We start from the raw sequence: 12,265 nt of genomic DNA, 5'->3' as shown, positions 1-12,265 counted from the left end.
CCTCCGCACAGAAAGCCATAGCCCCTATAGCTGTCGGTCAACGCTATTTTCCTGTGGAGAGTACTTTGCTTTCCTGTGGAGAGTGCTTAGCCGCTTTTTTGCCTATTTAATGTTTAAGTCAGCGCCATTATTCTTACATCGCTATATGACCTAGTGGGCAGAAATGCTCAGTCGCAATCTATCCTACGTCTTAACTCAGCATTGATCTGCACACCACTTGTTGTGCTACATCAGCATGTTCCTATTTCTCGTAGTTTTACAGACGCACTTCAAAGACCTTTAAAGTGCGTCAATTGCTGCTATCGAAGTTTTCTCTTACAGCAATTTATCAACACTTTTGGCTTTCACTAATTACTCTATTCTACAGATCTTCGACGAATTATTTACTGCAATTGCTACAGCGTTGATTCTTTCTTCGTGAACGGAGCCATTGTTGGCAATATTCTCAGAATTACAATAGGGACAGGCTTAGAACACAAAGCACTTTGAAAGTACTTTGGTAGTTTGATTACAACGATTTTGATTGCAACAATTTCAACATTGCACATCTACTGAAGCGATCGCATCCCTCGATCGAAAGAGTAATTCTTTCATGTTATGAGCTACCGCGACTTAAATAACCGGCCTCACTACTGCCCATCAGTATTTGTTGATGATTGCTCACTGAATTTGAATAGGTAGCAATCATTACAAAGAACATTTTTTTTCATAGACTTCTATCTTTGTGACGAGTCATCTGTACATCTCGTACGTTCAAGTTGCTGTACATGCTCATGTTCTTACGGATATACCACTTCTATACAGTTTTTATGTGAGTACTACCACGGTAGGTGAAGCTGCTTGGGTGAACTAAATTTGACCTGTACTGGCCCCTTCACGATTCCTCCACGCAGAATCTCTTCTAAAGCTTTTTTCTCTTAGTTTTTCATTTTGGTCTAGGGCATATCTTCTGATGCCCAAACACTAGTAACAATAGGAAATCTCATCGATATGGACACTCATAACACTAACCGTTACAACGATCTGCAAACGTCGGAGCCCACCTCACTGATGAGTTTGGTCCCAGAATCTGCAGTCACCCACAAAGCAGTCAACAATGGTTCCTGGTTTAATCCCAATACCTGGGCCTCAAAGCAAGTCCCTGGCGATAACGCGAACGTTCTGATTGCAGAAGGCGTCAAAGTCAACTACAACAGAGAAAGCGATGCTCGCCTCAATACCGTCCGTATAGACGGTACGCTCGAGTTCGCGCGCAACAGAGATACCAAACTGGTTGTTGATACGCTAGTCAACACCATGAAGGGAACGCTCAACATCGGCACAAAGAACAATCCGATTGCTGCTAACAGAACGGCTTCCATCATCATCACTGGCGAAGGGAAGATTGATACCGAGTGGGATCCGACTCAGCTTAGCCGCGGCGTCATCAGCCACGGTGAAGTGAATATCTATGGTGCAGACAAAACAGACTTCATCGCTTTGAAAGGAGATGCCGAAGCGGGCGATCGCGTCCTCGAACTCGACGGGGTTCCCTCCGGTTGGCGAGTTGGCGATAAGCTGGTTCTTGGGGGTACTCGATACAATCGGTTTGGCTCTAACAAAGACAATAGCCGCTTTGGTGATGAAGAGCTGACTATTACAAAGATAGAAGGCGATCGCATCAGCTTCACTAACGACGACGTAGAGTCTGGTAGCCGTCAGACCGCGCTCAGGTTTGACCATACCCGACCAGACATCCCAGAGAGAGAGCGGCTCAAGCTTTACGTTGCCAACGTCACGCGCAACGTCTCCTTCGAGACCGAAGGAGGGGAATATATACCGGATGATCAGCGTGGACACGTTATGTTCATGCACAACCCGGACGTCAGTGTCAACAACGCTGGGTTCTACAACCTGGGACGTTCATACAAGCCTAGGATGGTAGATGATCCTGAAGAAAACATCGATGGTACACCTGGCTATGGCAAGAACCCTAGAGGGCGCTATAGCTTGCACCTGCACCGAACCGGTGCGGATGACATCAACGGCCAGGCAGCAATCGTTAGCGGCAACGCGGTGGTCGGTAGTCCTGGTTGGGGTATCGTTCATCACGATAGTCATGCGCACCTATCGGACAACGTGGTGTTCGACGTCGCTGGCGCTGGCATCGTCGCCGAATCTGGCAACGAACTAGGGTCCTGGAAGAACAACATCACTATCAAGATGACTGGCCCAGGTCGATTTATGCCAACTAGCGAGGTCCAGAGACGCGAAGACAAGTTCGATATGGGCTTCAAAGGAGAAGGGTACTGGGTGCAGGGGGCTGCGCAAGTCGTCATGGAAGACAACGTTGCCATCAGTGCTCAGGATTCGGGCATCACCCTGTTCGGTGATGGTCAGGGTAACGAAGCGCGCGATGTTAGTACAATTCTGGTTAAGAACTTACCTCAGCGTATCCAGTACCTCTTCCCTGCTGGTACCGAAGAAGTCGATATCACCGATGTGCCGTTGAACAAGTTGAGCGGCTTTGAAAGCTACAACACGGATGTCGGTATCAACGTCTGGTCTCAGATAGCTAACTTCGACGGTCAGCTAGAGCTAAACAACAGAGCGCCTGATGCTATGCACAGCGGACGTTCTACTATCGACAACTTCAGCGTTTGGCAAACCCGTAAGCAAGGCATCAACACAGACTACAGTTCAAACATCGACTTCGTAGATGGCTTGATTGTTGGCGACATCGAAGATCCTGATGGTGATGGCATTGTTCACAACCATGCTTCTAACAGCCTTCGCTATATCGACTTGACGGTTCGCGGCTTTGGCGAAGGCTATAACCCTGAGTTCCCCGATGTAGAGAAGAACGGCATCGTTGAGACCTCAATTGAAGACAGTCTGTTTGGTAACAACACATACAACATCGCAGAAGTAGGTGATTTCAAACTGAACAGGGAAGTTCTAGACGACTTTCGTACTAGTTTAGTGATAGACAATACTGAGTTTGAGATTAGCCAACAGAACAACGAACTGCCTGTTCCCAAGTTCAGCGGAACTACCGTAGGTGGGCTATCGGCAAGCTTCGATGCGAGTGAATCTTACGATCCATTCAAATTTAAATTTCCTGTACCTAGTAAGGGCATTGCTAGCTATGGATGGGACTTTGATAGCGATGGAAAGATGGACGATTTTGGCCGTATGGTCACGCATCACTTCGAGAGAGCGGGTAAGCATAACGTAACTTTGCGCGTGCTAGATAGCCAAGGGGCAGCGCAAACGCTCACCCAGACCGTTGAGATCAGTCCCAAAGCCTATACCAATCCTTTCAAAGATGGAGAGATCAGCCAGAGCACAAGACTCAATCGAATCAGACGCAGACGTTTGAGTAGTTTGGCCGCAGGAGATGGATGGAAAGGCAGCGCCTCTACTCGCATAGACGACGGCAGTATACAGCTAGCTAACAGAAGACTACGGCGAGCTGGGATAGGCCAAGTTGTTCAGAACGATAATCTTCATAAAGGAGAACAGACACTCCGCTTTGGACTGAAGAACATTGAAGGAGGCAACAGCAAGGTAAGGAGGAACAAAGTAACTGTTGAACTATGGGGTGTCGATGGACAGTTCGACGGCCTCTTGGCCGAGGGTGATGGACCGACTCAGGCCGGTACCATTCCAATGACTCGAGAATTGTTGTTTGGGAAAACTTTCGGTGGAAACGACAAGGATGGATTCTTTGACTTCAAGGACTTCACCGAAACAGTTGACTTCGGCGATGGCTATCAGCATCTGGTGGCTAGAGTCAAGACCGATAGAACCAATGACCGAGGGGATTCTGTTGCGCTGTCTTATTTTGAGCTGGGTACTGAGGGTCAGCCCCAAGGAGTACTCTCTATCTCTCCATATGATCCGACCTCAGAAGGGCCAGCTCCAGAATTAGTAGCGCTTCGCCAGTCGTCTAGTATGGTTGCCTACTTTGACTTCAATGAAGGCGAAGGGTCCTCAGCAGTTGATTCTAGTCGTTCTGGCACAAAGCACCAAGGCTCGCTCCAAGATGACTCAACTTGGGCAAGCGGACTCGAAGGGGATGGCATTGCTTTGTCAGGAGAAGGTAGCGTTAGAATCGCTAGCTCACGCAGCATCAATATAGGTATTCACCAAGAGCGTACCGTGTCTGTTTGGTTTAAGGCAGATGAAATTTCGAACACGAGCGGAAAGCAGGTTATCTATGAAGAAGGAGGTAGGACACGCGGATTAAATATATACCTCGACCAAGATCGTCTGTTTGTAGGCGGCTGGAATACCCCTCCTAACGAGAGCGGCTGGTCTGGGACATGGCTGGATACCGATAACATTTCTGAGGATACCTGGCATCATGTGTCGCTAGTACTTGACGGAGATAATAGGCTCAGACCCAACTCACTAAAAGGCTATCTAGATGGCGAACAGTTTGGTGTTGGTGCGGCCTCTCAGTTGTGGAATCACGCAAATGGTATTGGTGTCGGTGGTGTAGCTGAAAATAGTCTCTTTCACGATGGCAAACGTACAGGCGGCGGACTAACAGGTCTAATTGATGAAGTCTCTATCTTTAATAAAGCGCTCAATTCGAGTCAGATTGAAACGCTTGCAGATCAGAGCCTCTTATAAAGTTCAAACGCTGTAGAACTACCCTTCATCCTCACTGAGGCTAAATCCTGCTATTTATTGCGGGAGTGCCTTTGAGGATGAAGGGTAGTTTTCTACTTGACAATACGGGTGATGACAACCTGTAGTCAGCGGCTGTATTCAGCATGAATTAACACGATACTTTGGAGAATCGTTTGTACTACTCAACGAGCTATCAACATTTCTTATACTTTTTTCTCTCCATGCTGTCTGATAAACTGACTCTCAGGTTAAGGTGTTTTTTAGCTTTACTAAAGTTTATCCCACCCTCCCTTTGTGGCTGCGCATAGTAACGAAGCCCTGCCATGGGCGATCGCACTGCCTAAAAGATATGACTAGTAGTAGCAATTTAAGAATGCGTTGCACTTGGGTGACCTCTATCTATCCCATCATCTGACCTCGGAGTAAGCACCATGTCTCATTTTGAAAGCTGATGCTTTATGACAGTAGGTGATCCACTCGATGATGTTCCCACTATAGAGTGCCTTGAAAAAGTGCCTTGAACGCAAACATGACAGTAGACCATGCTAATCTCAGCCTCATTTGGATCATCTTGCCCCTGTTTATAGGGTTCAGCATCTATCTATTACCCAAACTAGATCGCATCCTAGCTATCACAATTTCGCTGCTTTCGTTTGGCTTTGGACTATGGCATGTGCTAAACCCGGCACCTATCAGCTTCCAGCTATTAGATAGCTTTGGCGTTAGCTTGCTTATCGACGACCTAAGTGGGTTCTTTATTCTGACCAATGCTGTCGTCACCCTGGCGGTTATTCTCTACTGCTGGCAAGGCGATAAAGGCGCTTTCTTCTACACCCAAGTCGTTATTTTGCATGGTAGCGTTAATGCTGTCTTTGTCAGCGCCGATCTAGTCAGCGTCTACGTTGCGCTAGAAGTCATTAGCGTCGCCGCATTTCTGCTAGTTGCCTATCCCCGCAGTGACCGTTCCATTTGGGTAGGGTTGCGTTACTTATTTGTTAGTAATACAGCTATGCTATTTTATCTGCTTGGGGCAGCGCTGGTGTATCAATCAAGCAACTCATTTGCCTTTGCAGGGTTAGCCAACGCGCCAACTGAGGCGATCGCTTTTATTTTTATTGGCCTTTTAACCAAAGGTGGCATTTTTGTATCAGGGCTATGGCTGCCACTTACCCACTCTGAATCGGAATCACCCATATCTGCTTTACTGTCAGGCGTTGTGGTCAAAACAGGCGTTTATCCCATGATTCGGTTTGCCCTCATGGTGCCTGCGATTGATCCAATCGTGCGTTTCTTCGGGGTGTCAACAGCTATATTAGGCGTTGGCTACGCCGTGTTTTCCAAAGACAGCAAACGCATTCTTGCCTTTCATACGGTTTCCCAGATCGGGTTTATCTTGGCAGCACCAGCTGTAGGCGGCTTTTACGCGCTTACGCACGGCCTGGTGAAGTCAGCCTTGTTTCTCATTACCGGTAACTTGCCGAGCCGTAACATTAAAGTGCTAAAAGAAAATCCTATCCCTACACCCGTTTGGATTACGCTCGCGATCGCCAGTTTTTCCATCTCCGGCTTTCCATTGCTAGCGGGATTTGGTGCTAAAATCCTCACCTCAAAGAATCTAGTCCCTTGGCAAGTCATCGGCATGAATATTGCTGCGCTAGGCACTGCTATATCATTTGCTAAGTTTATTTTTCTGCCCCATACCTCGGAGCAGTCTGAAAACAAGGTAACGCCAGGTTTCTGGCCAGCTCTAGGACTATTGCTAGGCGGATTGGTTTTGGCCAATAGCCTTTACTACGAGGCCTATAGCTTGAGCAATATCGTCAAACCCCTCATTACTATTGCTGTCGGCTGGCTAGCCTATATTCTGATTTTTCAAAAGTTATCGATTAAATTACCCCGTGTGGTTGAGCGCTTCGAGCATTTAATTGGGGCTATGAGCCTGATGTTGGTTTTCCTGTTTTGGATAGTGGGGCGCAGTTGGCTTTAAGCTCAAAGGCATCACTAAACTGATGCAGCCATAAACCGTATCTCTGGGAAAACGCAGACGGGTTGGCTTCTCTCGAGTTCAAAAAGAGATCAACTAGTCTTCCCTTGATCCTCTCGATTGAAAAATAGAGTAGGGCTATAGACAGCTTAAGCAGTCAGCTAGCTGCTATGACACAACTCATTTTCAGGAGAAAACTCATGCAACTGACTTACCGAGGTGTTTGCTACGGCGTTCGTCACCAGCCCACAAAAGTCACCGAAACGGCCCAAGAAGGACAGTTCCTCGGCGCCCGGTTTCGGATCAGATCGGCAGCAAGTATCGAACCTAAAAGATCTCATCATCAGCTAAGTTATCGCTTAGCTAAGTATACGACTTAGCCAAAAGTGCACTACCTAGACAGTGCCCTACTTAGACAGTGTCAAAGTCCCGACTGCACAAATAGTCTAGTCGGGATTTTGACGTTCGATAACGACGGTCAGATGAGCTACCATCGCCCCGATCACGCCCACAGCAGCAACTACGGGAAATAGAGCGGCGCCAATAGTGCCCCCAATGACCCCGATGGTCAGCGGAATCTCAATTAGTGTATGCCCCTCTTCATTCTGGATAATGATGCGGCGGATATTGCCTTGCTGAATCAGCGTCTTGATGCGCGAAACTAACGCATCACCCGAAATCTTAAACTCTTCTGTTGTGACTTCGTCAGAAGCCGTCTGTGCCTCTGCTGAGGCTGTCAATTCCGCACTTTCCAGTTCATCTGAGGTTAGAACAGAATCTTCTAAATTTGTCGCCATGACAACGTCCTTCATATCTTTGCCTATAGGTCAACTCTACAAATGACTTATGTGAAAAATATGAAGATAGTCGCTTTCTATACCCTCAAGCCTATAACCCCAAGCAGCGTTCCACACAGGATTTCCACAATTCAAGGATAGACTAGGAAGCTAATTAAAAGATGACTATATAAATCAAAGTTTAATCAGCGTCCCTAAGTCCAATGAAGACAGGTTCTCCTACACCACCATCTGATATACCACTATCTGACTCCACTCCAGCTTCACTAATCAGTCAGGTTGTTATCCCAGTATCGCTAACGCTAGCGCCTGAAACGCTAATCGAAGAAGCGATCGCCTATATGCATAAAGCCGATCACAGCTGTGTACTAATCACTCACCAGCAGCGTCTCGTAGGCATGTTTACAGAACGCGAGCTGATTCGGCTGATAAATACAGGACAACACGCAGCAAGCCAGCCTATCTCAGAGGTGATGGTTCGAGAGGTAGAGACCATTCGAGCCGCTGATATCAAGGATGTTCTGAGCATTCTTCAGAAAATGGAGCATGGCCAGCTACGCTACCTACCTGTTGTTGGAGAAATAGGAGAACTCGCCGGTATGATTACGCAAGATAGTCTTCTCAATGTGATTAATCCGAATGAAGTAGAGCAGATGAGCGGACTAAATGAACCGCTACAAATAGAAGCTAGGCGGACGCGAGTTCAGGCCGAACGCTGCTGGTGCACACTTTTAGATAACGTTCAACTGATGGTAATTGGCTTGGATAGCCGCGGAAAGGTGACTTATGCCAATCCCTTTTTCTTACAGCGAACTGGCTACACCACCAGTGAGGTTGTTGATGCTGACTGGTTGAGTTGCTGCTTCTCTTCTACCGAAAGTCCCGAGATTATTGGGTACTTTCATCAGCTGCAAAATCACGAAAATCATGAACAGTATCGAGAGTTACCTCTACAATACGAAAACACTATTCTGACCAAAGCGGGCGAAGAGCGCACCGTCGTTTGGAACAATACGCTTCTACATGACTATGAAGATAAGGTTGTAGGCACCATAAGCATTGGTGAAGACATCACCGATCGCTCTGCCATTGAACGGATGAAGGGTGAATTTATTGCCACGGTGAGTCATGAACTGCGTACACCTTTAACAGCAATTCATGGTGGGATAAAGCTACTTAGCCGTGGAACCATCTCAAGCCAGTCTGACCAAGGTAGAAACCTTATACAGCTTGTTGAAAGAAACTCACAGCGACTGATTAAAGTCGTCAACGACATTCTAGAACTTGAGAATTGACTTAAAGCAGTTTTTCATGCAGGCAGTTGCTAAGACAAAGAAAATAATCTATCAATTTTCAGCTTCGAAGCTATGCAGTGTTGTAAATGGATGGAATCTTGGCTCACTTCAATCTAGTGAAATAGTCCGCTTGCTAGAGATAATTTCCCAGGGAAAATGTCTACTTTGTATTAGAAAGCAACTCCTGGAAAGAAAAGTTATCTTATGAGATGTATTGTACGGCTTGCTACGGTTGGTTTATTGACCACGCTCTCAATTTCGCTGTGTGATGTGCTTGACCTAAGAGCAAAAGCTCAAACAAATCCTACGCCCATACTGACGGCTGACTTGCCGTATCTACCAGAAAATGCCTACGACGAATACATGCGGCTAGGGTTCGACGCTGAGCAAGCAGGCGATTACGCCGCCGCTGCAACCTACTTTCGCTATGCACTGTTTGCTAATCCTCAAGATAGGGAAGCAACCACTGCCTATTGGAATATGCGATCGCAATTACGAAGTGAAGATCTCAGTGCCAGGGCTATTACTTACAACACGAATATGGAAGCAGGCTACGATGCCACCGAAGCCGAAGATTACGAATTAGCGCTCCAGTATTTCAATGCAGCTTTAGCCCAAAGACCTAGCGACTACTACGCCACTCAAGCCATTCGAAACGTGCAAACATACCTCACCAGAGGCGTTCAAGCGAGTTCACCTAGCGACGTAGCTCAGACCTATACAGCGTATGTAAACGAGCCACTGTATGACCGCTACATGCGGCTTGGGTATGCCGCCGTACAAAGAGAAGACTTTCGTACAGCCCAAGAATATTTTAGAAGTGCGCTGTATGATCGCCCTAACGACCGGCAGGCCACTATTGCCTATTGGAATGTGGTTGATGCCCTAAAAGGCGGTGAACTCAGCTCAAACGAAAGTGTTGAATCTGCTTATGATCGCTACATGCGACGTGGCTATGACGCGACTGAAAGAGGTAACTACCCACAGGCTATCCAAGCATTTGAAAATGCATTGGTCGAGAGACCAGGCGATGGGTATGCTATCCAAGCTATTCGTAACTTGCGAACTTATATAGACTAATCCCTCCTAGTTTCCAATACCGCGACATAAGCAACAACCAATATGAATAAATGCGGCTAAAGACATCGTAGCTGTACCTATCTTCAACTGCACCTATCTTCTTAGATCCATTCTCAAAACTAGCTCAAGATATAAAGGCTTAGGGTATAGGCAGGACTAAATAAGGATTAAGGTAGCTAGTGTTAAGGCTGAATAAAAATCATGGTAGCCGGTGGTCAAGGGGTAAGGCATGCAAGCTAAACTGTGAAAACTTGAGTATCTGTATTGAGATAGCTCTGAATAAAGCTTGGATAAAACAGTTTAGAAGTTTTTTACAGTTTAGTTTTTTCGCGGATTAATTATGATTGGAAGTAGTCCTAGACAAGTAGAACATCAGCTCCAGCAGCAGCTAGAGCGCGAAGGGCTAATTACTAAGATTACAGATGCCATTCATCAAACCCTTGATCTAGACCAAATTCTACATACCGCAGTCGATCAAGTACGCAACTTTCTACAAACCGATCGAGTAATTGTTTTTCGATTCAACTCTAACTGGAAAGGAGTGGTCGAGGCTGAATCAGTGAGTCCAGAATGGCCGGCGATTCTGGGTATGAATATTCGAGATTCTTGTTTTAATTCTGAGTATGTAGGGACCTATCGTAAGGGTCGAATTAGTACAATCTCAGACATTCATACAGCAACGGTTGACTCCTGTTATGTGGAGCTTTTAAGAAATGTTCAGGTGCGTTCAAATCTGGTCGTACCGATTGTACAAGAAGAGTATCTATGGGGGTTGCTAATTGCCCATCACTGCGCTGGCCCTCGGCAGTGGCAGCCGGAGAGTACCCAGCTATTAAAGCAAGTTGCTACCCAGATGGGAATTGCTATTCAACAGGCGGAGCTGTATCAGACCACTCGCCGCGAACTGATAGAACGTCGTAGAATTCAAGCGGCTCTACAAGCAAGCGAAGTCCGTTTTCGCTCTTTAAGCGCCTTTGCACCCGTAGGAATCTTTCAAACCGACCTTGACGGCCGCTGCATCTACACCAATGCGAAGTGGCAGGAAATTGCTGGGATGAGCTTGGAAGAAAGCCTTGGTGATAGCTGGGCACAGGCCATTCATCCTGATGATAGAGAAAACGTGTTCGCCGCCTGGAATCGATCTATTGCAGAAGAAAGCGACTTTTCGATGGAGTTTCGCTTTCTTAAGAAGTCGACTAAAGAGGTTCGCTGGGTCTTTAGTCGAGCCACGGCAATGCGATCGCAAGGAGTTTTCGATAAAGACTCGCTAATCGGAAAGATCATTGGCTATGTCGGAGTCAATGAAGACATCACCGAGCGCAAACGCGCCGAACAGAAAATCCGTGAGCAGGCCGCTCTGATCGATATTGCCACCGATGCAATTTTCGTTCGCGATTTAGCTGGCCGGATTACGTTCTGGAGCAAGGGAGCTACAAAATTGTATGGCTGGCAACCAGAAGAAGCGCTCGGGAAGAACGCCAGTCAGCTTCTAAAAAAAAGAGACAAAGTCACAGTTGAAGAGGCTCTAGTAACAACATTGAAACAGGGGTTTTGGCAGGGTGAGTTTACCCAGTCAACGAAGGCAAATAAAAACATATTAGTAGCAAGTCGATGGACGCTGGAACGGGACGATGCAAACAATCCAAAGTTTATCTTGGAAGTGAATACTGACATCACCGAAAAAAAGCAGCTTGAAGCCCATTACTACCAGACTCAAAAGCTTGAAAGCTTAGGTCAGCTCGCTAGGGGGGTTGCCCACGATTTGAGCAACATCTTAACGCCTATCTTGGGGATTGCGCAGCTTCTACGGCTGACTCTAAATGACGTAGATACTTCAACCCAAGAACAGCTCGATATTCTAGAACAAAGCGCCAAAAGAGGCGCCAAAATGGTCCGACAAATTCTGACTTTTGCTAAAGGCGACCTTGATCCTCAAACGACGGCTGATGTCATCGTGCTACTACAAGAAGTGATTAATGTTGCTCAGCAAGGATTTCCAGATTCAATTGAAATCCGCTTCGACATTCCTACTGAAGAAGATATCGATAGGCTACATCGAGAGGTTGCTATCGATTCGACACGTCTACATCAGGTGTTTATGAATCTATGCGTTAACGCTCGTGATGCCATGGTTGAAGGGGGCGTACTTACGGTTTCAATAGATACGATAGATGTGAACGAAGCTAGCATAAACAAAGATGAGGTCATTACCGGGAAGGATATAGAGATGTTGGCTGGTCACTATATCGTAGTCACTGTTGCAGATACAGGAGTAGGGATTGCGCCTGAAGTGCGTGATCGCATATTTGATCCCTTCTTCACCACAAAGTCTCCAGATAAAGGGACTGGGTTGGGCTTAGCAACTGTTCTAGGTATTGTAAGAAAAGCGGGTGGCTTCTTGAAAGTCTCAAGCGAATTAGGCCAAGGCACTGAAATAAAGGTGTACCTTCCTACCGTTGAAAAGTGAGTCTATAGCAAGTCGTTTGCCA

At 46.6% G+C, this 12,265-nt stretch carries 7 protein-coding genes; 6 read left to right on the top strand and 1 reads right to left on the bottom strand.

Features of this window, described 5'->3' with window-relative positions; translation table 11 throughout:
- Positions 1-990 precede the first annotated feature (990 nt).
- The 3 genes from S7335_RS21335 to S7335_RS21325 all read left to right on the top strand — a co-directional run bounded on the left by S7335_RS21335 (position 991) and on the right by S7335_RS21325 (position 6,984).
- Entirely contained in the window at positions 991-4,620 is a 3,630-nt protein-coding gene (locus S7335_RS21335) for a G8 domain-containing protein (protein ID WP_038019380.1), read from the top strand.
- 529 nt (positions 4,621-5,149) lie between these two features.
- Complete coding sequence (locus S7335_RS21330; RefSeq protein ID WP_006458429.1) at positions 5,150-6,607, top strand: cation:proton antiporter; 1,458 nt, start codon at positions 5,150-5,152, stop codon at positions 6,605-6,607.
- Positions 6,608-6,804: 197 nt separating this feature from the next.
- Positions 6,805-6,984, top strand: coding sequence for a DUF4278 domain-containing protein (locus tag S7335_RS21325; protein ID WP_006458366.1), 180 nt, complete (start codon positions 6,805-6,807; stop codon positions 6,982-6,984).
- Between the two features lie 66 nt (positions 6,985-7,050).
- Here S7335_RS21325 and S7335_RS21320 read toward each other — a convergent pair whose 3' ends face one another.
- Complete coding sequence (locus tag S7335_RS21320) at positions 7,051-7,401, bottom strand: DUF4342 domain-containing protein (RefSeq protein WP_157620611.1); 351 nt, start codon at positions 7,399-7,401, stop codon at positions 7,051-7,053.
- 203 nt (positions 7,402-7,604) lie between these two features.
- On the opposite strand from S7335_RS21320, the gene S7335_RS26355 reads away from it, so the two are divergent.
- From S7335_RS26355 to S7335_RS21300, 3 genes are all read left to right on the top strand, one after another.
- Positions 7,605-8,696 carry a histidine kinase dimerization/phospho-acceptor domain-containing protein gene (locus S7335_RS26355; protein WP_006458094.1) on the top strand — a complete coding sequence of 364 codons (1,092 nt, stop codon included), beginning with the start codon at positions 7,605-7,607 and terminating at the stop codon, positions 8,694-8,696.
- 204 nt (positions 8,697-8,900) lie between these two features.
- Positions 8,901-9,776 carry a tetratricopeptide repeat protein gene (locus S7335_RS21305; RefSeq protein WP_006458278.1) on the top strand — a complete coding sequence of 292 codons (876 nt, stop codon included), beginning with the start codon at positions 8,901-8,903 and terminating at the stop codon, positions 9,774-9,776.
- Positions 9,777-10,116: 340 nt separating this feature from the next.
- Complete coding sequence (locus tag S7335_RS21300; protein WP_006458117.1) at positions 10,117-12,243, top strand: PAS domain S-box protein; 2,127 nt, start codon at positions 10,117-10,119, stop codon at positions 12,241-12,243.
- Positions 12,244-12,265 lie beyond the last annotated feature (22 nt).

The organism is Synechococcus sp. PCC 7335 (assembly GCF_000155595.1).
Taxonomy (GTDB): domain Bacteria; phylum Cyanobacteriota; class Cyanobacteriia; order Phormidesmidales; family Phormidesmidaceae; genus Phormidesmis.
The sequence above is the reverse complement of the archived record's forward strand: the minus strand, read 5'-3'. Positions and strand labels throughout refer to the sequence as shown.

Bases quoted from the DNA above. Each gene is read 5' to 3' on its own strand.
- S7335_RS21325 (WP_006458366.1), top strand. From the start codon at position 6,805: ATGCAACTGACTTACCGAGGTGTTTGCTACGGCGTTCGTCACCAGCCC.
- S7335_RS21305 (WP_006458278.1), top strand. From the start codon at position 8,901: ATGAGATGTATTGTACGGCTTGCTACGGTTGGTTTATTGACCACGCTC.
- S7335_RS21320 (WP_157620611.1), bottom strand. From the start codon at position 7,401: ATGGCGACAAATTTAGAAGATTCTGTTCTAACCTCAGATGAACTGGAA.
- S7335_RS21330 (WP_006458429.1), top strand. From the start codon at position 5,150: ATGACAGTAGACCATGCTAATCTCAGCCTCATTTGGATCATCTTGCCC.
- S7335_RS21300 (WP_006458117.1), top strand. From the start codon at position 10,117: ATGATTGGAAGTAGTCCTAGACAAGTAGAACATCAGCTCCAGCAGCAG.
- S7335_RS26355 (WP_006458094.1), top strand. From the start codon at position 7,605: ATGAAGACAGGTTCTCCTACACCACCATCTGATATACCACTATCTGAC.
- S7335_RS21335 (WP_038019380.1), top strand. From the start codon at position 991: ATGGACACTCATAACACTAACCGTTACAACGATCTGCAAACGTCGGAG.